Source organism: Emticicia sp. (assembly GCF_049241225.1).
Classification (GTDB): Bacteria; Bacteroidota; Bacteroidia; order Cytophagales; family Spirosomataceae; genus Emticicia.
Genome location: NZ_JBMLRC010000125.1, coordinates 4,652 through 31,382, shown reverse-complemented (window position 1 = coordinate 31,382; position 26,731 = coordinate 4,652). Strand labels below are relative to the sequence as shown.

Below are 26,731 nucleotides of genomic sequence, written 5' to 3'. Positions count from 1 at the left end.
TCAGGTACATCACGGCCATCTTTCCAGTAGCTCAATTCGCCCGAAGCAAAGATTCTTTCTGGCCCGATTGCACCCGTTGCGTAGTGCATTCCTGTAATCAAATGCACGAATAAATCGCCCGCTACGCCCGTGCCATAATCACGGTAGTTTCTCCAACGGAAGAAACGAGTAGCATCAAATGGGCGTTTTGGAGCATCGCCCAAGAATGTATCCCAATCAATAGTTTTTGGTGAAGCATCTGGTGGAATCGAGTAGGTCCACGCTCCCAAAGCACTATATCGGTCATAAGTAGCTTCAATGAAATTCAAATCGCCAATTTCACCAGCACTCATCAATCTACGAGCCTCAGCATAAGCCGCACCACTACTTGGCTGGCTTCCAACTTGCACGGTTTTGCCAGTTTTTCTCCAAGTATCAATCATTGCGTGGCCTTCGTCGATGTGCTGCACCATTGGTTTTTGGCAATATACGTTTTTGCCAGCTTTCATGGCCGCAATGCTGATGTGGTCGTGCCAGTGGTCGGGTGTAGCCACAATTACGGCATCAATATCTTTACGGTCTAAGATTTCACGGTAATCACGGGTCGTGAAAAGGTCTTTGTTGAAAGTTTCTTTGGCATGAATCAGACGGCCATCGTATAAATCGGCCGCTGCCACAAATTCAACATCGGGATTACGAAGAGCGGCACGGGTATCGCCATGTCCTTGAATTCCGAAACCGATTGTTGCAAAACGAAGCTTATCGTTAGGACTGATTTTCTTTAAATCTTTGATAATATTGAAGGGTTTAGCGAAAGTATCGGTTGCCAACAAAACCGATGCCGCTCCTACGCCTTTAATAAATTTTCTACGAGATGATTGCATGATGAATTGATGATAGATTTTAGGTAATACAAGCAATGGCAGTATTACAGGGTGAATATTTTTGAAGCGATGAATTTAGTGCAAAAAAAGGCTTTTGTAAATGTTTTCAGCGATTTTATTTTAAAAAAATTTAATAAAGTGAATCTTTCGACAAGCACCGAGTATTTATCGACAACCCTCATACCTATCCGTGAGACCACAGGAGGGTTTTGAGTAGCCTTGCACCTTACATTTGTCATATAAATTATGGTATATTTACAATTGGCATTAATGCAATTCAGTACGATTCTTCTAATTACTAACCTCTTACTATTAAAAACGCTTGATTCTTTTTCGCAAAACGAAACAGAGTTTAAGTTCGATTTTGGTATGGGTAAAACTGCCAAAAGTTATACGCAAATTTCGCCCGAAAGCATTTATACCAAAGAAAAAGGATTTGGATTCATGCCAAATACTAAGGTAGAGAGCATGAGTCGCAAGGGGAGAAATGCCTTGACTACCGATTTTTGTACGAGTAAAGAGCCTTTCTTCTTCACAGTTGATATTCCTGAAGGAAATTATAATATAAAACTTACTTTGGGTGATGCCGAGGGTGAATCCACGACGACTGTAAAAGTAGAAAACCGTCGTTTGATGCTCGAAAAGATTAGTACTTCTCAAGGAGAAATCGTAACCAAAACTTTTACCGTAAACGTAAAATCTCCGCAAATCAATGCCACTGAAAAGGTAAAACTAAAACCTCGTGAACTAAATTATTTGCATTGGGATAATCAACTAACGTTTGAGTTTAACGGTACCGCACCAAAAATTTGTGGATTAGAAATAAGCAAAGCTGCCGACGATATAACGACCGTTTTTTTAGCAGGAAACTCAACCGTTGTTGACCAAGTACAAGAACCTTACGCGGCTTGGGGCCAGATGATTCCGAGATTTTTTAAGGCTGAAAAAGTAGTTTTTGCCAATCATGCCGAATCGGGCGAAACCATCAGAAGTTTTGTTTCAGAAAAACGACTCGATAAAATAATGAGTCAAATCAAGGCTGGTGATTATTTTTTTATCGAATTTGCTCACAACGACCAAAAAGCCAATAGTGGCGTAGAGGCGAATACTACTTATAAAGAATATCTACGAACTTATATCCAGAAAACACGAGAAAAAGGAGCTACGCCTGTTTTAGTAACTTCGATGTACCGCCGAAATTTTGATGCCGCAGGAAAATTAGTCAACACACTCGGAGATTTTCCCGAAGCCATGCGACAAACGGCCAACGAACAAAACGTGGCACTGATAGACCTAAATGCCATGAGTAAAACACTTTTTGAAGCATTAGGCGTTGAAAACTCAAAGAAAGCTTTTGTACATTACGCAGCCAATACTTTTCCTGGGCAAGATAAAGAAATTCACGACGATACACATTTTAGCAATTACGGAGCGTATCAACTGGCCAAGTGTATCATCGAAGGTATCAAAAAATCCAATTTAGGTATTTCTCAATATTTACTCAATGGCTTACCAACTTTTGACCCATCCAAGCCTGACCCGCTCGAAACCTGGAGTTTCCCACACAGCCCTTTGGTCAATGTCATTAAACCCGATGGTAATTAGCGAATGTGAGTCCACGATCAATAGTCGATAGTCAACAGTTGCTTTCATTACCCATAAAAAACATTAAATACTTGAAAATTACACCAATGTTTCATGAAAAAACTTTACAAAATCTTATTTTTGACCTTACTCACGCTTCAACTACAAGCCCAACGCTTTGTAGAAAATCTCAATCGTGGCGTAGTGGCGGTCAGAACCAGCACCGAGCAAGTATATATCGGCTGGCGATTGCTGGGCACCGAACCTTCTACCACAACTTTTAATATTTATCGAGATGGTAAAAAACTCAACAGCACGCCTTTAGCAAGCAGCACCAATTTTATTGATAACTACGTTGGTGGAGGTACTTACACGGTCAGAGCAATTATCAACAATATAGAACAACAAGACTCCGAAAAAGCTAAAATCTGGAACCAACAGTTTTTGGATATTCCGATAAAAGCTCCCGCAGGTGGCACAACGCCCGATGGCGTGGCCTATACCTACGCAGCCAACGATTGTAGCGTTGGTGATTTAGATGGCGATGGTGAATATGAAATAATACTAAAATGGGACCCGACCAACGCCAAGGATAATTCGCAGAATGGCTATACGGGCAACGTATATCTCGATGCCCTAAAAATGGATGGCACGCAACTTTGGAGAATTGACTTAGGGCAAAATATTCGTGCGGGGGCTCACTACACGCAATTTATGGTCTATGATTTAGATTCTGACGGAAAAGCCGAAATAGCCGTTAAAACCGCCGACGGAACGATTGATGGAAAAGGTAAAGTAATTGGCGATGCCAAAGCCGACTACCGTAATAAATCGGGTTATGTACTTTCAGGCCCTGAGTTTTTAACTATTTTTAATGGCGAAACGGGCGAAGCAATGGCCACCACAGATTATATTCCTGCCCGAGGAACAGTAGAAAGTTGGGGCGATAATTACGGCAATCGTGTTGACCGTTACATAGCCGCTGTGGCTTATTTAGACGGCCAAAAGCCAAGTTTGGTCATGGGGCGTGGTTATTATACTCGTTTGGTAAGAGCCGCTTGGGACTGGCGAGATGGGAAATTGACTTCAAGATGGGTTTTCGATAGTAATGATAACAATAAAGCCTACGAATATCAAGGAAATCACCAAATGACAGTGGGCGACATTGATGGCGATGGAAAAGATGAAGTAATCAACGGAAGCAGTGCCATTGATGATGATGGAAAAGGATTCTATCAAAACAACTTAGGCCACGGAGATGCCCTACACATGACCGATATGGACCCCGACCGTGAGGGACAGGAGATTTTCCAACCGCACGAAAGTCCATCGAAGTATGGTGCTTACGGACTCGAATTTAGAGATGCAAAAACGGGCAAACCACTTTGGGGCGTTGATGGTGAAAACAAAGATGTTGGGCGTGGTTTGGCGATTGATATTGACCCACGCTACAAAGGCTATGAATGTTGGGGTTCGGTCGGAAATTTGTATGATTGCAAAGGAAATCAGATTGGTACCACAAAGCCCTCAGTAAACTTTGCCGTTTGGTGGGATGCTGACCTTTCTCGTGAATTATTGGACGGAAACCGCATCGACAAATGGGATTATTTGAATGCAAAAACCAATCGGGTTTTGACGGCTACTGATTGTTCATCAAACAATGGAACAAAAGCAACACCAAGTTTAAGTGCCGATATTTTGGGCGATTGGCGAGAAGAAGTTATCTTGAGAAAAACCGATAATACCGCACTACGAATTTTTACGACTACCATTCCTGCAACCAATCGCATTTACACACTCATGCACGACACGCAATATCGAGTAGCGATTGGTTGGCAAAACTCAGCTTATAATCAACCGCCTCACCCAAGTTTTTATCTGGGCGATGGCATGAAAGAATTACAAAAACCTAATGTTCAGACGATTAGCCGAAAAACAGCCGAAGTAATTAATGGTTCGGAAGAAACAGACAATACAAAAGTCGTGATTTACCCTAACCCATCGAGGCATTCTTTCCAGCTAAAATTAGCAGGAAAATTTAGCTATACAATCATTGATATGAGTGGCAAAAAACTCGAAAATGATTCTTGCACCGATGAATGTGAAGTTGGAGCAAAACTTCCATCGGGTGCTTACATCGTAAAAGTCAAATCAAAACGCAGTACCGAATCTTTAAAAATCGTAAAAGAGTAAAATTGTATATTTCTATGAAAAAACGAGTTTGTATTTTAGTCAAAATAATCAGTCTTGCATTAATCATTTCGCTCAATATCAATGCCCAAAGCCTGCCCAAAAAAGCTGAGCTTCTTAAATCACTTACCTCTGCCAACGCCTATTTCATGAACGAATGGCCCGATGTAAGCAAACCCATTTGGGCAGCCGATAAAACTCGCCCCAGCAATATCTGGACTCGTGGGGTTTATTACGAAGGATTGATGGCTCTCTATAAAATTGATAAGAAAAAAAGCTATTACGATTATGCAGTTTCGTGGGGCGAAGCTCACAAATGGGGACTAAGAAACGGTATAAAAACTCGCAACGGCGATGACCAATGTTGCGGTCAAACCTACATGGATTTGTATCTGATTGACCCAAAACCTGAGCGTATCCGAGATATAAAGGCGTGCATGGACAACATGGTAAATAGCGAAAAAAAGGACGATTGGACGTGGGTTGATGCCCTTCAGATGGCTATGCCTGTTTTTGCTCAGTTGGGGGTTATTTACAAAGATGACCGCTACTACGAAAAAATGTACGAAATGTATATGCACACAAAAAACGTTGAGGGAACGAAAGGAATGTATAATCCCGTAGAAAAGCTATGGTATCGAGATAAAGACTTCGACCCACCTTATACTACACCAGCGGGCAAAAGTTGCTATTGGTCACGTGGTAATGGTTGGGTGGTAGCAGCCCTGGTACGTGTACTCGATATCATGCCCAAAAATGCACCACACCGTGAAGAATACGAAAAAACTTTCTTAGAAATGATGGAGGCTCTGCCAGCTTACCAAAGAACTGATGGTTTTTGGAATGTGAGTATTACTGACGAAACCGATTTTGGTGGAAAAGAACTCACAGGCACAGCATTATTTACTTACGGAATGGCTTGGGGCGTAAATAAAGGTTTGCTGAACAAGAAAAAATATACCCCAATCATAGCCAAAGCCATGAATGCCATGATGAAAGACTGTGTGCATCCCAACGGATTTTTGGGTTATGTGCAAGGCACAGGCAAAGAACCAAAAGACGGCCAACCACTCAGCTACGACAAAGTACCCAACTTTACTGATTTTGGGGTAGGTTGTTATTTATTGGCTGGTGCCGAGGTTTATAAAATGAAATAATTTTTTAAGTTTTTTTACCACGGAGGCACAGATTACATAGATTACCACAGAAAAGCACTCCGTGAAACTCCGTGTTCTCCGTGCCTCTGTGGTCATAAAAAAACAAAGAATATGCTCAATAAAACAATAGGATTAATCCTCCTCGCAAGCACAATTGCTGCTGCCCAACCCAAATGGAAGCCAATCACCCAACAATCAAAACCGTGGACGAGATGGTGGTGGGAAGGCAATGCCGTAAACCCCAAAGACCTTACCTACAACATGGAAGGCTTCCAAAAAGTAGGTCTTGGCGGAGTAGAAATTACGCCAATTTACGGAGTGAAAGGCCACGAATCAGAATTTATTGATTTTCTTTCGCCGAAATGGGTTGATATGTTTAAGCATACCCTCAAAGAAGGTACTCGCCTCGGCATAGGCATCGACTTGGCAAATGCGTCGGGTTGGCCTTTTGGTGGTCGTTGGGTTACGCCCGAAGATGCTTGTAAGGCCGTTTTTCATAAAACATATCAGCTAAAAGAAGGCGAAACCCTCAATGAAAATATCACTTTTGTGCAACAACCGATTTTAAGATATGTTTTGCCTAAGAAAACCGAACTGAAAGATTTAAAATACCCCATTTCAAAAAATGACAATTTGCAAGAACTGGCCATCGACCAAGTGCGTTTCGAACAGCCACTTCCACTGCAAACACTCATGGCATATTCAGATAAAGGAGAAGTGTTGAATCTGACCGAAAAAGTAAACAAAGAAGGTAAACTCAACTGGCAAGCCCCCACAGGAAATTGGACACTCTACGCAGTTTTTCAAGGTTTTCATGGGAAGATGGTTGAGCGTGCTGGTCCAGGTGGCGAAGGCGATGTAATTGACCATTTTTCTGCAAAAGCCATCAAAAATTATCTTTCAGCCTTCGATAAGGCTTTTGCCAAAACTGATGTTTCAAGTATGCGAGCGTTCTTCAATGACTCTTATGAGGTTGATGATGCTCGTGGACAATCAGACTGGACAGAAGCTCTTTTCGATGAATTCAAAGCTCGCCGTGGTTATGATTTACGCAATCATTTACCCAACCTTTTTAGCAAAGAAAAATCCGACCTCAATAGCCGAGTTTTATTCGATTACCGCAGCACAATCGGCGATTTGATTCTCGAAAAATATACTTCAGAATGGGCAAAATGGGCTCACGGACGTGGGAAAATCGTGAGAAACCAAGCCCACGGTTCGCCAGCCAATACTTTGGATTTATATAGCGTAGTAGATATTCCCGAAATCGAAGGGACAGATTTGCTTCGTATCAAATTTGCTTCTTCGGCTGCAAACGTGATGGGCAAAAAACTCGCTTCTTCGGAGTCGGCCACTTGGGAAAACGAGCATTTCCTCTCGAATTTGTCCGATGTGAAACGTGCTTTAGACCTCTTCATGGTAGGCGGTGTCAATCACTTATTCTATCATGGCACGCCCTATACACCACAAAATGCGGCTTTTCCGGGTTGGCTGTTTTATGCGGCAGTGCATTTCACACCTCACAATCCTTTTTGGAAAGATTTCGGTAAATTGAATAATTATGTGGCTCGCTGCCAGACTTTCCTGCAAGATAGCAAAGGCAATAACGACGTTTTATTTTATTTCCCTATCACCGACCGTCTTACCGAACAATCGCCAAAAGGCTTACTCGAACATTTCGATGGAGTTACACCAGAATTTAACGGTACAGATTTCAAAGAATTAGGTCAAAAACTCCTCGACCGTGGTTATGGTTTTGATTTTATTTCTGACAAACAAATCTTAAATCTTCGTACAGCAAACCACGCAATTCTGACTGGCGGTATTCAGTACAAAACCATTTTAATTGCTGATAGTGAGCAAATTCCACTCGAAACTTTCGAGAAACTCATCAATTTAGCCAAACAAGGAGCAACTATTATTGTGCATAAAAAACTCCCTTCGGATGTACCAGGTTTGGGTAATTTAGATACCCGTCGAGCAAAATTTAAAGCTTTGCTGGCTCAGCTACGCTTTGAAAACGTCGGCAGGGTTCAGAACCCTGCCGACGTTAAGCAAAAATTCAGTCAAGCAAAAATTGGTCAAGGTTCATTTTTAGTAGGTGACGATTTAGACGAAATGATGATTTTTGCAAAAATCTACCGAGAAACTATGATTGATAATGGCTTGCAGTTTGTCAGAAAAACTCACGCCAAAGGCAATTATTATTTCGTAAATAACAAAACCACAAAAGCATTTGACGGTTGGGTAAAATTATCGGTTGATGCAAAATCGGCTGCACTGTACAACCCAATGACTGAGGCTTTGGGCATGGCCAAATACAACGCAAAAACCAACGAAATTTATCTGCAATTGGCAGCGGGTGAATCGTGCATTATCGAAACCTACAAAACCCCAGTTTCGGGAACAGCCTATGCGTACTTCAAACCCAAAGGCGAAGCCCAAGAACTGACAGGAACATGGAAAATCAGTTTCTTGGAAGGTGGACCCGAATTACCAAAAACTATCGAAACAAAATCGCTTGGCTCTTGGACGAAATTGGAGGGTGAGGCCTACAAAAACTTCTCTGGAACGGCATCCTATTCACTTGATTTCACAAATCCAAATACCTCATCAGCAGGCTATTGGCTCGATTTAGGCAAAGTGGCCGAAAGTGCAACGGTTACAATCAACGGAAAGTTTTTGGGAACACTCATTGGGCCGACTTACCGAGTTTTTGTGCCGAATTCATTATTGAAAGCACAAAATACATTAGTCGTAAATGTATCGAACTCAATGGCCAACCGAGTAATTGCTATCGAAAAACAAGGCGTTGTTTGGCAGAAATTCTACAACATCAATGTATCGGCAAGGTTGCGACCAAATTTGGGTAAGGATGGATATTTCACAACCCAAAATTGGCAACCAAGAGATTCTGGTTTGCTCGAAAAGGTAACATTGACAGCGGTTGAAGCCCCCTAAATCCCCCGATGGGGGACTTTTTTGAATTGAAAAATCGGGTAAATTTTCAATTGCCATCTGCTTTAGCTGGTGGATAATGAATTAAACAATCAATTTGACTTTAGTCAAAACAATTATTTAGGCTAAAGCCCAATAGTCAATATTATTATTTATCTACCAGCTAAATCGGACCGCCGATGCGGCAGGTAGCAACTAATTTTAGTTTTCTATGAAAAAAACATTCCTTTTTCTAAGCATCATTGTTTTTTCTCTCGCTTTTACTCAAAAACCAAAGCCAACGCTCTATATCATTGGCGATTCGACCGTGAAGAATGGTTCGGGAAAAGGTTCGGACGGGCAATGGGGTTGGGGAAGCCTGATTCACGAACACTTTGATACAACCAGAATCCATATCGAAAACCATGCGATTGGTGGGAGAAGTAGCCGTACTTTTTTGACCGAAGGACGTTGGGAACGAATCTTGAAAAACCTCAAAAAAGGCGATTTCGTGATGATGCAATTTGGGCATAACGATGGCGGGGCCATCAACGACACTACTCGTGCCAGAGGAACTATCAAAGGCACTGGCGAAGAAACGCAGGAAATTGATAATCTACTAACCAAAAAGCACGAAATCGTGCATTCGTATGGTTGGTATATGCGAAAATACATCGCCGAAACCAAAGAAAAAGGTGCAACGCCCATTGTGTTTTCGCCAGTGCCACGCAATGTTTGGAAAGAGGGTAAAATTCCAAGAGACCAATACGGCAAATGGGCGGCCGAGTCGGCACAAACAACAGGAGCTTTTTTTGTAGATTTGAACGAATTGGTTTCGGTCAAATACGAACTTTCTAATGAGGCAAAACTCAAAGCCGATTTCTTCCCGATTGACCACACGCACACCAATTATGCAGGAGCAAAACTCAACGCAGCTACGGTAGTTGAGGGAGTAAAAACGCTAAAAAAATGCAAAATCAAAAAATATTTAGTTCAAAACAAATAAAATTTTAAACAGTAAATATGTTTTAGAAAGCCTCTAAATACACCAAAACACCAGAACCCATCGTGTGCCATAATGACATACGATGGGTTTTGTTTTTAGATAACATCTTTTGTAGAAGAGCTTATTGGGAACGTTCCCGATAACGATTGCATAAATAAAAAACTACTGAAACTTGTTTCTATTTATCAAACTAAAAAACTTCAAATAATACAATTTAATTGCGTAATGGTCACAAAATCACCTGTTTGACAAGCTTCGATTTATACATCTATCTCACTTTTTTTTAAGATAATAATGCCATATGTCTTCACTAAATACAGGAAAGTACAGGTAAGAACTATAAACTATTCAATATAAAATTGCATTTCAATTAGTTCTCGTAATCTGTGAATTTCAATCTGTAATACATATATGAAGCACCAATACCCATTGCGTACTTTTTTTATTTTTTTTATTAGCGTAAGTTTACTCGTGAGTTGCTCTCGAGAAGAATTGGATATTTATGCACGTCCAGAAGGTTTAGAACCACCAATCTATCAGCAGCTACAAGCCAAGAAGAAGTTTAACACTCTTTTGCAGGTCATTGATAAAAGTGGCTACCAACGCACCCTTAGTAGTGCGGGTTACTGGACAATGTTTGCCCCTAATGATGATGCTTTCGCAAAGTATTTTCAGAAGAATAATCTTTCTATCAATAGCCTTGATTCTACCAAAGCCCGTGAACTTATTCAGTACCTTTTAGTATACAATGCCTTTGATAAAGACCGACTCGACGATTATCAGTCAACTACTGGCTGGATACCTTCAAAAGCATTCAGAAGACGCACAGCCTATTACACTGGTTTCTACAACGACCAAACCTTTGAGGGAAATCCAGTAAAAGCAGTAGCATCGAATCGCAACTCTACGGCCTATGTAAATGCCGATAATAACAATAAATATCTAAGTTATTTTACTGACACTTATTTTGCCGATAAGGGTCTCACAGCCGCTGATTATTCTTACTTCTACCCAAGTGTGCCATACACGGGTTTCAATGTGATGGATGCTAAAGTAGTAGAAAAAGATATTGTTGCCGAAAATGGCATGATTCATGAAATTGATAATGTATTCACGGCTCAACCATCTATCGAAGAATATCTACGAAACAAACCCGAATACAGCGAGTTCAGAAAAATCTTGGATAAATATGCTGTCAATTTTATTCCAAATGCTGAAGCTACCAAAAAATACCAGATTTTAACGGGCAAAAGCGACCAAGTTTACGTAAAATCATATTCGAAGCAAGCACTCACGTTTTGGCCAAACAACGAAAACTACACTAAGTTTTCGGATAATGACGGCCAGCAGGAAGCATGGAGCATTTTCGTGCCTAACAACGAAACTTTACAACCTTTTCTGAAAAACGTTATTCTCGAAAACTACGCTTCTTTGGACGTTGTTCCATCGACCGTCATCGCCGACTTACTGAATGCTCACCTATGGTCGTCGAGTGTTTGGCCAAGCAAATTCAAATCTACATTTAATGGTTTTGGCGAAGAAGCCCGCTTCGATCCTGCCACTAATATCATCGACAAGAAAGTATTGAGCAATGGTTTTTTCTACGGTACGAATAAAGTACAAGAAACCAATGTATTCAGCACTGTGTATGCCAAAGCTTACCTCGACCCAAAGTATTCGATAATGACTCGCTTATTGAATTTAGATTTAAGACCAACGATTTTGAATCCGAGATTCAAATACACGGTCTTTATGATGAGCGACGACGCCTTCAAGGCAGCTGGCTACGACTACGACGGTGCCAAAAATGAGTGGGGTTATACTGCCCCCGGCACAACCACTCGTACGGTGGGCGACATCAACCGAAACAACCTTTTACGTATGGTTGCTACGAGTATCATTGCCACACCAGACAACGAATTAGACAACCTCAGCAAAGACGGAATCATTGATGCCTTAAATGGCGAATATATAAGATTCGGGCAAAATAAAGTGTACTCGGCTGGCCTTGCAGATGCCAATCGAACTTTAAGCATTTTGGGGTCGAAAACCGCCACCAATGGTAAGGTTTACTACACTGACGGCTTATTGCGATTTACGGAATTGAATATCGGTAGGCACATCGAACTTTTGGGAACGGCTACCACATCGCCATTCTATTCGTTTGTTCAGTTTCTAAAAAACTCAGCACTGGCCTATAACGCCGCCACTGGCGAAATCATCGGAACGGCTTCGGGTTCATTTTACACTGTCTTTGTACCCAATAATGAGGCCATTCAAGCGGCTGTCAATGCGGGAGTTTTGCCAGGAACTGGCACTGGGGCTGTAAAAACGCCCAACTTTAACCCTACCAGCAATGAAGATAAACTAAAGGTTTGGAATTTTATTTCTTACCACGTCTTAAACAAAAAATCTTTGATTCCAGATGGCAAAGAGTCTGGTTCGATGGAAACCCTTTTGAAAGATAATACTGGCGATGGCATCAGAGTTACGGTCATCAATTCGGTGGGAGCAATGCAAGTTACCGATAGATATAGTCGAAAAGCCATAGTAAACGTAGCCAAAAGTAATAATCTATCGAACAGAGCAGTCATTCATTTGATGGACAACTACTTACAACCATAAATGTCCAAAAACATTACTTCAAAAAATATTTGAAAATATAGGCGAATGAAAATATTTACTAAACTTTTATTAATTCTTGGGGTGATTTTAGTGCAGGCAATTGATGCTCTTGCACAAAACACCAATGTCATCAGAGGAAAGGTTATCGACTCCCAAGATAATTCTCCAGTTATTGGAGCCACTGTTGCCGAAATCGACCGGGATAATCGTACCATCAAGGGTGTTGTGACCGACATCGAAGGAAACTTCGTCTTGAAAATGAATGACCCATCGCATCAGCTTTCGTTTTCGAGTATTGGCTACAAAACTCAAAAAGTGCAAGTGGGCAATAAAAAAACACTTGAAATCTTACTTGTTTCGACTGAAAACGAAATGGACGAAGTGGTGGTATCGGCTCAACGAAACGATAATGGCTTGCTTTCTCACTCTGACCGTAGCAATACGATGGCGGTTTCAAAAATTGACACAAAAGCCATCGAAGAAATGCAGGGTTCATCAATTGACCAAATGCTTCAAGGACGTCTGGCTGGAGTTGATATTACTGCCAGTTCGGGCGACCCAGGTGCTGGTATGCAAATTCGTATCAGAGGTACATCTTCCATCAACTCAGCCGTTGACCCAATGGTTGTCGTTGACGGTATGCCGTACGAAACTGCCATTCCTTCTGATTTCAATTTCGGTACGGCCGACGAACTGGGCTACGCTGCTTTATTGAACCTTGCTCCTACCGACATCAAAAACATTACGATTTTGAAAGATGCGGCTGCCACAGCCATGTGGGGGTCGAGGGCAGCCAATGGCGTTGTGGTTATCAACACCAAGCGTGGAAGTATCGGAAAGCCTCTCATTACTTATACATTCAAAGGTTCGGTTTCGCAACAACCTGCGGCCATTCCAATGCTCTCGGGCGACCAATATTCGATGCTGATTCCCGAAGCATTTATGAATAAAAATGGCGTTCCGCTAAATACTCAAAACGTTAAAGAATTTCAGTATGACCCTAACGACCCATACTGGTACAATAATTACAGCAATAATACTGACTGGATTAAAGAAATTACGCAACTCGGCCACGCCGAAGACCACAATATTTCGATTACGGGTGGTGGCGATAAAGCCAAATACTTTGCATCGTTTGGATACTTCAATCAAAGAGGTACAACCATCGGCACTGGTTTGAGTCGTTTGAATACGCGTATCAACCTTGATTATAACGTATCGAACCGTATTCGTTTCAAAACCGACCTTTCGTTTACGCACTCTGATAATGATAGAAACTACGTAAACTCATCTAACTCGGCCGACCAGATTCGTAATATTGCCTACAAAAAGATGCCCAACATGAGCGTGTATGAATACAACGAATTGGGTGTGATTACTCCGAATTATTTTTCGCCGTTTCGTAATATTCAAGGAGGCTACTCGGGCACTTACAACCCAGTTGCGATGGCTCTAAGTGCAAAAAACAATATTCTTTCTGAAAGAATCATACCACACTTCCAGTTGCAATATGATTTAAAACCAAGTGTTTGGATGGCATCTTTCGATGTGCAGTTTGATATAAACAATACCAAGAGTCAATCGTTTTTGCCACAAATTGCCACTGGTCAAACTTGGACAAGTTCGGCAGTAAATTTAGCTTACGACGGAGATGTGGATATTTTTGGAGTAACTACCAAGACAGCCTTGATTTATACACCAAAACTAAAAAACAAAAGCCATGATTTAACAAGCCTTTGGGTTTTGAATACGTCGGACATTAAAAGTATTTCGCAGCAAGCATCTGTACCAAACACAGCTTCTGACCAATTACAAGATATTACGAGTGTAGCTCGCCAAACTTCTTCGATTCTTTCATCATCAATCAACCAAACTCGCACGGTTGGTTTACTTTGGAATGTTCACTACGGTTTCAGAGAAAAATACATTGTCGATGTAGGTATCAGAGGCGATGGAAACTCAAGATTCGGCCCGGCATATCGCTATGGTTTATTCCCTTCGGTTTCAACAAAATGGAACATTTCGGATGAGCCTTTTATGAAACGTTTCGATAGCTTCATTGATAATTTGGCTTTCAGAGCCAGCTACGGTCAGAGCGGAAATGCCCCAAGATTCGACTATACATTTTTCAGCACATATAGCACACTTGGCTGGTCATATTTAGGGCAATCAGGTGTAATTCCTACCTCTATGGAATTGAAAAACCTAAGATGGGAAACCATTATTGGTAAAAACTTAGGCTTGAACCTTTCGCTTTTGAAACGAAAAATTACGGTTGATGCTGAGCTATATTCAAATCGTACGAAAAACCTATTCTTCAACGGACTTCAGATTTCTTCATTCACGGGTTTCAATAGTGTAAACATGAATGTCGGAACGATGGACAACATGGGTTGGGAAATCAACTTAGGTCTTACCCCTTACAAAACCAAGCAAATACAGGTTGATTTGAACATGAATATATCAAGAAATGTAAACGTGATTCGTGAAATTTCGGACTTGTACCCACGCACGAGAGGGAACATCACAAGCAATGGCGAATACAAAACTTATATGCAAGAAAACAATCCTTTTGGGTCGTTTTATGGCTTTAAGTATGTGGGGGTGTATAAAGACAAAGATGCCACAATTGCTCAGGGCAAAAACGGAGAGCCAATTATCACTCCCGACGGCCAAGGGGTATATATGAGATTTAATTATCCAGCAACTGATTACATTTTCCAACCAGGTGATGCGAAGTATGAAGATATCAACAAAGATGGCAATATCAATTATATGGACATTGTGTATTTGGGCAATAGCAACCCAGCACTTACGGGTGGTTTTGGTGGAACTATCACTTGGATGCAACGCCTAAAAATTACGGCTTTCTTTAATTTTCGCTCCGACTACGATGTGGTTAATGGCACAAGAATGTTTACGACATCCATGTACGGCTACGACAACCAAAGCACGGAGGTGCTTTCGAGATGGAGAAAATCTGGTGATGTAACCAACGTACCGAGAGCCCTGTTTGGCACTGGCTATAACTGGCTGGGGTCGAGCCGCTATGTTGAAGATGCTTCGTTTGTGCGTTTCCGTACGCTCACGATGCGTTATAATTTTTCTAAGAAAATCAACGACCGCCTGAAAATGAAAAATTTAAGCGGCTACATAACAGCCGAAAACTTATTTACATGGACAAGGTACCAAGGCCAAGACCCCGAAGTGACTCTCAGAGGTGGCGACCCATTCAGAGTAGCAGTTGATTATTCGATGACACCTCCATCAAAAACGATTACGATAGGTTTGACATCATCGTTTTGAGGAAGATGGATTAATATTAAAAATTTTTCCTCCTTTTTTCAAGGGAAAATAATTTGACATTCAGAAGAAAAAATAATAAAATGTTAAAAAGATTACTCTATAGTTCGGTGTGTGTGTTACTATTGTTCGTACCAACTTCGTGCGACAATTGGCTTGATTTACAGCCACAAGATGGTATCACAAAAGATAAGTTCTGGAAAACGAAAGAACAAGTACAAGCGGCCATGACGGGCGTTTATGCTTCGATGCTCGCCCCAAGTTCTTCGATTGTATTCAATAACGTCACGACGCCGAGTAATAGCTTGGTACTTAGTTTGTTTCTCTGGGGCGAGCTTCGTGCCGATATGCTCACCACTACTTTTACGACTCGTGCCGAAGAACTCGATATCATGAACGTAAATATTTTGGCAAGTAATGGTATCACCAACTGGCGTCCATTCTACCAAATCATCAATTATTGTAATACAGTCATTGATTTTGCTCCGTCGGTTTTAGAGAACGATAAAACCTTCACGCAAGAAGCTCTCAACGGCTATGTGGCCGAAGCCAAAACGATTCGTGCCTTAATGTATTTTTACTTAGCTCGTACTTTCGGAGATGTGCCATTGAAACTAAAATCAACAAGTACCGACGAAGAAATCCAACAGATTCCAAAAAATACGCAGGCCGAAGTTTTAGAGCAAATCGTCAAAGATTTGAACGAAGCCGAACCCAATGCTCCTCTCACTTATGGAAATGCTGCATCTGACAAAGGGCGTATTACCCGATACACGGTCAACGCCTTACAAGCTGATGTATACTTATGGATGGAGAAATATAACGAATCGCTTGCTGCCTGCGATAAAATCATTAGGAGTAATCGATTTGGTCTGATTGAGGGCACTCGTTTTTTCAGTACGGTTTTCGTGCAAGGCAATTCAAACGAAAGCATCTTTGAGCTACAATTCGACCGCCAACGCCTCAATGAATTTTATCCACTTTTTGCTAACCCTCGTCGATTCAATGCCAATTCGTATGTCATGGACTTTGTTTATACCCAAGACTTCACGGATGACACCAAGAAAGATTTACGAGGCCCCGAAGCTGCCGTGCGTGCCACCGATGGCATGATTTGGAAATATACGGGAATCAATGCTACTCAAACCCGAGCCATTGAAGATTATACTGCCCACTGGATGGTCTATCGATACGCTGATATTCTACTGATGAAAGCGGAGGCGTTAGCCCTGCTCAACCGAGGCCCAGAAGCTTTAAGTATTGTGAAAACCATTAGAACTCGTGCCAATGCCTTGGAATTAACCAACGAAAACCCCGACCCAAGCGATGTGGAGGCAGTAGCTGATTTCATTCTGAGCGAACGTGCAAGAGAATTTGCTTTTGAAGGCAAACGCTGGTACGATTTACTTCGCCATTCTAAACGTAATAAATACAAAAGAATGGATATCATGCTCGAAATGGTAGCCAGAGCCGCCCCGCCCGACCGCCAACAATCGGCTATTGCCAAATACAAGGATTTCAACAGCCATTACCTGCCAATTTATCAATACGAATTGCAAACAAATAAAAACCTGGTACAAAATCCATTTTACAAGTAATCGAAAAATATACGCTCATTCTGATAGGCATGCCAAAGATTGAGGAGTGTTACACCGAAATATAAAAAAGTAATGAAAAAAATATCAAAAACCATATCCATCTTATTGGCAAGTATCTTTGGAGTGGTGTACTTGCTGGCCTGTGCTGATATTGAAATCGTAGAGTCAACCACTACCGATGTGAATATGTACAGCTATTTAAGAAAATACCCTGACAAATACTCTGACTTTGCCACCATACTCGACAAAGCTGGCTATTCGAGTTTCTTAGACGCTTACGGTGCCTACACGATGTTTGTGCCAACCAACACGGGTGTACAATCATACCTACAAAGTATCAATAAAAACATTTCACAGCTAACGGCCGATGAAGCAAAAGATATTGCCAAAATTCATATCATTCGTGATACCCTAACCACTAAATCATTCAAAGATGGAAAGCTTCCTTTGATAACCATGTACGGTCAGTATCTGATTGGGGGTGTAAATTCACTCAATGGCGTTTCGAGTTTCAGTGTCAATCGTCAAGCTTCGGTTATTGAGTCGAATATCACCGTTGGCAATGGTATTTTACATATTATTGATAAAACCCTCCAACCTGCCAAATCTTCACTTTCGGCAATGATTGAGGCAAATCCCAATTACTCTATTTTCACGCAAGCTCTCAAAGAAACTGGCTACTATGATTCGCTCAAACTCGTCGATACCGATTTAAGCAAACGCTGGTCAACAATCATTGTCGAATCAAATGCTGTTTTGAGCAAAGCAGGTTTTAATTCTTACGAGGCTCTGAAAAAAAGATACTCAACCACTGGCAACCCTCGCCTAAAAAATGATAGTTTGAATCTTTACATTTCGTATCACCTCCTTCCAGGAATCAAATATTTAGCCGATATTATCTCGGCCGCTTCGCACCTTACGAAAGTTCCTTTAGAAGTAGTTACCTCAAAATTAGATGGTCAAACAGTACTTCTCAACGAAATCGAATTTAATGGCGTACTCGAAAAAGGCGTAGAATTAGACCGAAACCTGAGCGATAACGCCGCCACTAATGGCGTGCTTCATGCAGCCAACAGCCATTTTGTTGTAAAATTCCGCAAGCCAACACCTGTACATTGGAAAGTGTCCGATATTCCAGAGATTCGTAAACTGCCTGCCTATTTCCGTAAGCAGAACTATAACTTCGATATGGGTTCTATCAAAGATTGGTCGTGGCAAATGAACCAAATCACCTACGTATATGGCACATCAGGTGTACCCGCAACCACATATTTCAATGATTGCTTGCAAGTGCCGCTCGGTATCGGAAATGCCGCTCGTAGCAACTGGATTGAAATGAAAACTCCTTTGATTGTCAAGGGAAAATACAAAGTATGGATATGCTACCGAGCTCAAAAACAATCTGGAACACTCGGCACAACGGGAGGCTCAACAAGTGTCGTTCAGGTAAGCGTTAATGGCGAACCACTGCCAAGACCTGTAACTTTCACCGACCAAGCACCGACTGGTACAGCAGGAGAATTAGAATCTTTGGGTTGGAAAATGTATATGAATGGCGTAACGTCGCTATTTGCATGCGGGCGTTTGTTAGGTACAATTGACATTAAAACCACCGACCGACACACGCTAAGGATGCAATCAATTTCGGGTGGACAAAATACCAATAACATTGACCTTATTCAGTTTATTCCAGTAGATATGAACCAATTAAGTCCAAGATTTACTCAGTCAGGACTACAAATTCAGTAAATATCTTTTAGCTAAAAATTATAACTGAGAACTTTAGAAATACACAAAAAATGTTGAAAACATATACATATTCTCTTTTATTTATCACTGCTTGTGCTTTGGCTTCCTGTGAAAAATGGGACGACAGGGTTACGCTCGCCAGCGAATCTCTGGGCCGAAATCTATTTGAGCAGATAAGTACACAACCCGAACTTAGCAAGTTTCAAGAGCTTTTGATAAAAAGTGGTTATGACAAACTCATTAGTGCATCGCAAAACTACACAGTTTTTGCTCCTTCCAATAAAGCACTCGAAGGATTCGACACCAACAGTTTAAAAGATAGTGCCTCCATCAAGGCGTTCGTAGGCAATCATATTGCTATGCAATCGTACCCAATGCCTTCTACAAACACCGAAAACCGAATTAAACTACTAAATGGCAAATACCTATCTTTCACAAAAGGCCTTTTGGGCGATTCGCCGATTTCAACCCCGAGTATTTTTGTAGGAAACGGCGTATTGCACGTGCTTGATAAATACGCACCCGTTTTACCAAACATTTGGACGTATATCAACGACACAAGGGCCGAATACACCCAAAATAAAGTTCTTGCCAATTTGGTTTATTATTCATTTAATCCTGCAAAAGCTATCATTGATAGTATCAGCGGCACAACTGGCCGCCCAATTTATAGAGCAGGCAGTGGTTTGGAACTAAAAAATCAATTTACTGATGCCGTATATGACCTTGCCGATGAATCTAAGCAATACACCTATTTCATATTGAATGACCAAGCATTTGCGTCTGAAATTGCGAAAGTTAGCCCATTTTTCAAAACCTCTACCAATGACAGTACCTACAATGCAGCCGCTTGGAATGTGATAAAAGATGTAGCCATTGAAGGGTATTATACAACCGAAAAACTACCAGAAGTCTTGAAATCAAAATTCGGTGTTGATATTCCGCTCAATAAAACGGCTATCTTGAAAAGCATAAAAATGAGCAATGGCATTGCCTATGTACTCAATAAAGTTGATTTCAAACTTCAAGATAAATTGCAGCCGATTGTGGTTGAAGCCGAAAGCAACAACACATTTATGCAAAATATCTCTACGGCAACTTTTGCCATCATGCAAAAGAAAAACCCGACGACTAATCAAGATTTTACGCAAATACTATTTGCGGGTCATGGTGTGACCAACTTTTGGGTAAGGTACCGTGTACAGGCAGTTCCTACAGCCAAATACAAAGTATATTGGGTGGCGGTCAACGACCAGTCACGCACCAATTATACGAGTAGTGGCGTAACGCCACCCACAACGCTCACCCAACGATTGGCCATGGGAAGTGTTACGAATACCACCTTTGCCAACGTAACGGTAACACTCAATAATTATTCAGAAGTGCTTTTGGGCGAATATACAACTACTCGATTTGGTACGCTGGACTTATTCTTGCAAGGGAGTGGCACAACCCCAATTGTGTTAGATTATATCAAATTAGTACCTGTTTTGTAGCAACCCCTCCCAACCCTCCCCGATAGGGAGGGCTAAAAAAGTTCCACTCTCCATCGGGGAGGAGCTGGGGGTGGGGTATTTCTTAGACAATATTTCAATGAATAAAATATTTATGCGAGCATCACAAAAAATGGCTTATCTGCTTCTGGGTTTTTGCATCATTTCGGCGGGTGTTTCGGCCCAAAATGAGCAATCGAAGGTAGTGAATCAAAGAGCTAAATTTACCAATCAAATATCGGGTAATATCTCTGACGGGATTACTCAAAAGCCTTTGGCAGGTGCCAGAATTTACTACAAGAAAGCCACAACTGCTATCACCGACGACAACGGTACTTTCAAACTACAAGTACCCAACTATTCGGTTTCGGTAATAATCGAAATGGCTGGTTATCAATCAAAAGAGGTATTTATTGCTGGAAGAAAAGAATTGAAAATCAGTTTGAACGAAGAGGGTCATCCATCGTTTAATCAAGAAATAAATCTACCGACAAGCACAGTTTCGGGCAATCGCCTGACTTCGGCCGCGGTTTCGGCTCAAATGAGCGATACTTGGTCGAGAGCAACCGACAGCCCCGATAGCTACCTTCAAGGCAAGATAGCTGGTCTGAATGTCATTCGTCATTCGGGCGTTGCCAATTCGAGTGCTACCCTGCTATTGCGTGGCATCAATTCACTGCAAACAACCACACAACCATTGATTATTGTCGATAATATGATTTATGACAATAGCCAATACGGTAATTCGCTGATTAGCAACTATATAGACAATCCACTGGCTAACCTTGACGTTCGTGACATCAGTAGCATTACAGTTTTGAAAGATGCCTCAGCAGCAGCACTTTATGGCACCAAAGCTGCCAATGGCGTAATTTTAATCACCACCGCACGAGCCAAAGAATTAGGCACAAAAATCGACTTAGCGGTTTATGGCGGAATGAATTTCGCTCCGAAATCTCTTCCAATGCTGAGTGTGAAAGATTACCGTACTTATCTCTCAGACTTGTATAAGTCGAGCGGAGCTTCAACCGACCAGATTCAGGCTTTGCCCTTCATGAATGATAATAAATCGGCCGAAACTTATTATCAATACCACAACGACACCGACTGGCAAGAAAAAATGTTTGCCAATCAGCAGATGAAAAATGTTTATTTGAAAGTAACAGGAGGCGATAATATTGCCAAATATGCACTTTCGCTCAACTTCGCCAATAACCAAACCGCACTTGCTGGCTCCGATTTGAGCAAATACGGCACCCGTTTCAATGCTGATTTGAATTTAAGTCGTCGTCTCAAAGGTGTCACGAATCTGAGTTTTACTTTCAATGAAGCCAGGACCAAAGACTTAGGTTTTTCGCCAAAAACAAATCCGATTTTTCTATCATTAATAAAAGCACCTTTCTTGAGCGATTATGATATTTCAAGCCTTGGAATTGCCTCACCTGACCTTTCAGATGAAGATATTTTCAATGTTGGAAATCCGAGCGTAGTATCGCAAGTAATGGCTGCCTCCAATCGTTCGTATCGTTTTGCCGGAACAATCGCTTTCGATTATGAATTAAGCAAGAAAATTCATCTTGGTACTAACATCGGTATCATTTTCGACAAAATTAAAGAAAACCGATTTGTACCTAAAAGAGGTATCTTGAGCGATACTTTGGGCCTTTTTGTAGCCGAAAACAAATTAGGTTCGCAAACCAAACGATTATTCAATTTATTCAATGATACTTATTTATCATTTAACCACTCATTCGGCGAAACACAAGCATTTTCGGCAAGAATTGGAGCCCGATTTTTGAATAGTCGTATCGAACAAGACAAAATCTTGGGTTTTAACTCCGCCACCGATGATTTAGTAACGGTAGGAAATGGACAACGACTACTCAACCAAATCAGTGGAGGGGTAGGAACATCCAACTGGCTCAATACTTATCTAAGTTTAGATTATAGCATTTCTGATAAATATTTCTTGGCTTTTAATATGGCGATGGATGCTTCTTCGAGGTTTGGTAAAGATGCCGCTTCGCAAGGAATCAAAATCGGAGGTTCGCCTACTTCGTTAATGCCTTCACTTACGGGAGCTTGGATTATTTCTTCTGAAAAATTTATGGCAAATACAGCCTTCGATTTACTAAAAATCCGTGCATCAATTGGGCAAGTGGGCAACGATAACATCGGAAATTATGCTTCTCGCCAATATTATGTTGTGCAAAATCTTTTAGGTATGCAGGGGCTTGTACGAGGAAATATTGCCAATACGGCTCTCCAGTGGGAAACCGTCACGAAGTCTAATTTAGGAATTGATGCTTCATTATTCAATGAGAGAATCAACCTTAGCCTCGATTTTTTCAAGAATAAAACCAGTAATATGCTCACCACCGAAAAACTCCCGAGTGCTTCGGGTATTTCGTATATCCTTACCAACAATGCAGCCATGCAAACAAAAGGTTTGGAAGCTTCACTAAACATCAAAGCTATTTATCAACAAAACCTTAAATGGGATATTGGCCTAACGATTGGTAAAGCAAATTCAAGCCTAACAAAACTACCTGACGATAATACAATTACGATTTTCGGGAATGCCTCTTATATCTCGCAAGTAGGCCAAGCACCTAACCTTTTCTATGGTTTAGTAGCACAAGGAGTTTACTCTTCTGATGCCGAAGCAAACGCTGCGGGCTTACAAACCAAGCGTACGGATGGTTCACTGATGCCATTTCGTGGGGGCGATATGAAGTTTACCGACCTCAACGGCGATAAAATCATCGATGAAAAAGATAATCAAATCATCGGCAACCCAAATCCCGATTTCTTTGGCTCGGTTCTCAATCGCATCACTTACAAAAATTGGACTTTAGATGCAGTTGGTACGTTTGTTTCGGGCAATAGTATTTATAATTATACGAGAAGTGCCTTAGAATCAATGTCGAATCCGAATAATCAAACTCAAGCGGTATTAAATCGCTGGCGAGGTGAAGGCCAAGTTGCCAGTATGCCGAGAGCCTTAATGGGCGACCCAATGGGTAATGGTCGATTTTCGAGTAGATGGATAGAAGATGGCTCGTATTTCAGGCTAAGAAGCCTTACAGTTTCACACAATTTGCCAGTTGATAAAAGTATGGTAAAATACCTGACTTTTTACGGAACTGTTAATAATGCTTTTACACTCACCAAATACTTAGGCTATGACCCAGAGTTTAGTGCAACAAATAGTATTTTCGGTCAGGGCGTTGATAATACCCTTGAGCCATTACAAAAGTCGTTTCAGTTAGGAATTAAAATTGGTTTGTAAAATTTTGTTCCGAATTTTCCTCCCCTTTTTTCAAGGGGAGGTGTCCTGACGAAGTCGGACGGAGGGGTTTTTCGACGTAGAATTTGTTTTGAAAGGACTTCAAATACCTCTCAACCACCCCCGACTGGGCGTCCCCGCCGACTTCGTCAGGCGACCCCTCCGGGCGACGGTCGCCTTGAAAATAAGGAGCGACCATCGCACGGGGAAAATTTTCAAAAAAAGAATTAGGAGAGTCATTCTCTCAATCATTCATTCAATATCATTCATTGTATTTCACATTTATGAAATCTTCAGTTAAAAAAATATTCTTAAACGTCAGCTTACTTTCGAGTATGTTTGTGGCTACATCTTCGTGTAAACAACTTTTCGACTTAGAACCTGAAGAAACACTCACAAAAGAACAAGTCTATCGAAACCTTTTCGATGCCGACGCCGCCATTATTGGGCTTTACGGCAAATTCATGACTTTGGCCAAACAGCACGTCATTTTGAACGAACTAAGAGCCGATTTGCTCGATGTCAGTGGTGGTGCCGACGAGCAACTTGCACAACTCAATAACCACAATGTGCAAGAAGGAAATCCGTATGCCGACCCTCGTCCGTTTTACGAAGTAATTTTGAATTGCAACGACATTTTGAAAAATTTCAAGATAATGCTCGACCAAAACAAAATGAAAGCCGAGGAATATAACCAACGCACGGCCGATGTGATTGCCTTGCGTACTTGGGTATATTTGCAAGTAGGTATTCATTTTGGACAAGTGCCTTACATAACCAGCACCGTTGAAAACATAACGGATTTAAGTGCTTTAAATGCAGCTCCGAAACTTTCGTTACAAAATCTGGTGAAAGAACTCATCAAAACCATGGAGGCGATTCCGCCAATCTATATGGAGGTTTATCCGTCAACCAATACTTTGGTGGCAAACTCGGTTGATGGTTACTTATTGAATAAAATGTTTATCAATAAGCACGTTTTGTTAGGTGATTTATATCTCTGGGACAATCAATATCTAAAAGCTGCCACTACCTATAAATTAGTTTTAGAAACAGCTTCACGACTCGGCTACGATATCAACACGGGTGAGATTTTCTTTGGTTTATACAAAATCAAATATGCCGAAGCCAACGCCCGTGACATGACAGTTGCGTACACAAGTAGCCGAAACGACATCAATGCCCTGATTGATAATAACGATACAGGCTGGCGTTCGATATTCACTCGTCGAAATACCGATGCTGGCTATAACTACGAGTGGATTTGGGCCTTACCTTTTGATGCAACTTTTAATCCACAAAATCCATTCATTGATTTATTTCAGAATAAAGTAAAACCATCAGAACAAGGTATTTCGCTCTGGAATAGCCAACGACAAATCAATAATTTCCCATTCGATGCTCGTGGCCGAATGACCTATAAAACAGTTGGAGGGCAACCAATCGTGATGAAATATTTGTATAATTACATCGACCCACTCACATCGCTTAACCTCGGAACGGCCAATTTTGGTAAAGGCCAATGGATGCTCTATCGTGCGGCTACTTTACACCTAAGATTTGCCGAAGCAGCTAATCGTGATGGACGTAGAAAACTGGCTTTTGCATTAATGAATCAAGGAATTTCGACCACCTACAACAATACTGCGATTTCTGACAAAACCAGATTAATGAATACTTTTGATGTACCGCCGTATGATTTCGACGGAAGAAATGGTGATAATCCATCTTTCAGAGCATCGTGGTACCGAAATACGGGTATCAGAGGTAGAGCTTCGTTACAATCGGTGGCGGTTGTGGGTGATAGTACGCTTTCTATCGAAAACTCTCTAATTGAAGAATCGGCCTTAGAATTAGCATACGAAGGCCAACGTTGGGGCGATTTAGTAAGGGTTGCCTTACGCCGAAACGACCCTGCTTTTTTAGCTGATAAAGTTTATCAAAAACTCAAAAAAGCCAATAATCCAAACGCCGAAGCAGTAAGAGCAAAGTTATTGGTTAGCAGCAATTGGTACTTACCATTTAAGTTGAAATAAATTATTGCTTTGATGATTTATTCTTGCTCGTAGAAACGGCCAAATTGGACGTTTTTGAAGAAGAATCTGGCTACTTAATCAAACATCATAATAGTCGAAACTAAAATATCGAAACATAAGGTTGAATATAAATGTAGAAGCGAGGAATGTAATTTTCTCGCTTTCTGTTTTTTACACAAACTTGTTTCATAATTGACCAAACCGAAGCGATTATGTGCTCACTGTGGACAACGGACTATTGACAGTGGACACCTACACGCATAATTATTTATTAACATTCTTCGTTTATCTTTAAATTTCTCTAATTTTGGTGCAAATCCAACCTTAGCACGATGAAAATATTAGTAATTGAAGACGAAGCGAAAACCGTGCAGCTCATTAAACAGGGGCTTGAAGAACAACTATGGGAAGTCGATGTAGCCTATGATGGTTTGATTGGTCTCCAACTGGCCACCCGCAATACTTACACACTCATTATATCGGATATTATTTTGCCAGGAATCAGTGGCTTAGAACTTTGCCGACAATTGCGTAGCAAAGGTGTAGCTTCTCCGATTTTACTACTTACTGCTCTCGGTACGACTGATGATAAAATTGTCGGACTCGATGCTGGAGCAGATGATTATTTGGTAAAACCATTTGAGTTTCGTGAACTAATGGCTCGAATTCGAGCATTAACCCGCCGAAATATGGGTTCGATTCAGACCGCCAATCTGCTCAAAATTGCCGACCTCGAAATGGATTTAGATGCCAAGACCGTCACACGAAGTGGCAAAGAAATAGTGCTGACAGCCAAAGAATTTTCGTTACTCGAATACTTCATCCGACACCAAGGAAGAGTGATTTCTAAAGTAGAACTGGCCGAAAAAATTTGGGACGTAACATTCGATACTGGCACAAA

The 26,731-nt window shown here is 41.2% G+C and carries 14 protein-coding genes; 13 read left to right on the top strand and 1 reads right to left on the bottom strand.

Annotation, left to right across the window (positions count from 1 at the left end; translation table 11 throughout):
- A partial coding sequence (locus ACOVO2_RS07725) for a Gfo/Idh/MocA family protein (RefSeq protein ID WP_421769405.1) occupies positions 1-863 on the bottom strand: 863 nt, incomplete at its 3' end.
- 246 nt (positions 864-1,109) lie between these two features.
- On the opposite strand from ACOVO2_RS07725, the gene ACOVO2_RS07720 reads away from it, so the two are divergent.
- The 13 genes from ACOVO2_RS07720 to ACOVO2_RS07660 all read left to right on the top strand — a co-directional run.
- Positions 1,110-2,468 (top strand): rhamnogalacturonan acetylesterase, encoded by a 1,359-nt coding sequence (locus ACOVO2_RS07720; RefSeq protein WP_421769404.1) that lies wholly within the window; start codon positions 1,110-1,112, stop codon positions 2,466-2,468.
- Between the two features lie 93 nt (positions 2,469-2,561).
- Positions 2,562-4,640 carry a T9SS type A sorting domain-containing protein gene (locus tag ACOVO2_RS07715; protein ID WP_421769403.1) on the top strand — a complete coding sequence of 693 codons (2,079 nt, stop codon included), beginning with the start codon at positions 2,562-2,564 and terminating at the stop codon, positions 4,638-4,640.
- 14 nt (positions 4,641-4,654) lie between these two features.
- Complete coding sequence (locus ACOVO2_RS07710; protein ID WP_421769402.1) at positions 4,655-5,794, top strand: glycoside hydrolase family 88 protein; 1,140 nt, start codon at positions 4,655-4,657, stop codon at positions 5,792-5,794.
- 111 nt (positions 5,795-5,905) lie between these two features.
- The gene (locus ACOVO2_RS07705) at positions 5,906-8,755 is read left to right on the top strand and encodes a glycosyl hydrolase (protein ID WP_421769401.1); all 2,850 of its coding nucleotides are present in this window, start codon (positions 5,906-5,908) and stop codon (positions 8,753-8,755) included.
- A 208-nt stretch (positions 8,756-8,963) separates the two neighbouring features.
- Positions 8,964-9,737, top strand: a complete 774-nt coding sequence (locus ACOVO2_RS07700; RefSeq protein WP_421769400.1) for a rhamnogalacturonan acetylesterase — start codon at positions 8,964-8,966, stop codon at positions 9,735-9,737.
- 411 nt (positions 9,738-10,148) lie between these two features.
- On the top strand, positions 10,149-12,362 hold the full coding sequence (locus ACOVO2_RS07695; protein WP_421769399.1) for a fasciclin domain-containing protein: 2,214 nt from the start codon (positions 10,149-10,151) through the stop codon (positions 12,360-12,362).
- Between the two features lie 45 nt (positions 12,363-12,407).
- Entirely contained in the window at positions 12,408-15,668 is a 3,261-nt protein-coding gene (locus ACOVO2_RS07690) for a SusC/RagA family TonB-linked outer membrane protein (protein WP_421769398.1), read from the top strand.
- Positions 15,669-15,748: 80 nt separating this feature from the next.
- Positions 15,749-17,263, top strand: coding sequence for a RagB/SusD family nutrient uptake outer membrane protein (locus ACOVO2_RS07685; RefSeq protein WP_421769397.1), 1,515 nt, complete (start codon positions 15,749-15,751; stop codon positions 17,261-17,263).
- A 72-nt stretch (positions 17,264-17,335) separates the two neighbouring features.
- Positions 17,336-19,012 (top strand): fasciclin domain-containing protein, encoded by a 1,677-nt coding sequence (locus ACOVO2_RS07680; protein ID WP_421769396.1) that lies wholly within the window; start codon positions 17,336-17,338, stop codon positions 19,010-19,012.
- A gap of 50 nt (positions 19,013-19,062) precedes the next feature.
- Entirely contained in the window at positions 19,063-20,508 is a 1,446-nt protein-coding gene (locus ACOVO2_RS07675) for a fasciclin domain-containing protein (protein ID WP_421769395.1), read from the top strand.
- Between the two features lie 97 nt (positions 20,509-20,605).
- Positions 20,606-23,797, top strand: coding sequence for a SusC/RagA family TonB-linked outer membrane protein (locus tag ACOVO2_RS07670; RefSeq protein WP_421769394.1), 3,192 nt, complete (start codon positions 20,606-20,608; stop codon positions 23,795-23,797).
- Between the two features lie 281 nt (positions 23,798-24,078).
- Complete coding sequence (locus ACOVO2_RS07665) at positions 24,079-25,830, top strand: RagB/SusD family nutrient uptake outer membrane protein (protein WP_421769393.1); 1,752 nt, start codon at positions 24,079-24,081, stop codon at positions 25,828-25,830.
- A gap of 332 nt (positions 25,831-26,162) precedes the next feature.
- Positions 26,163-26,731: response regulator transcription factor (locus tag ACOVO2_RS07660; protein WP_421769392.1), on the top strand; the 569-nt coding region annotated here is incomplete at its 3' end.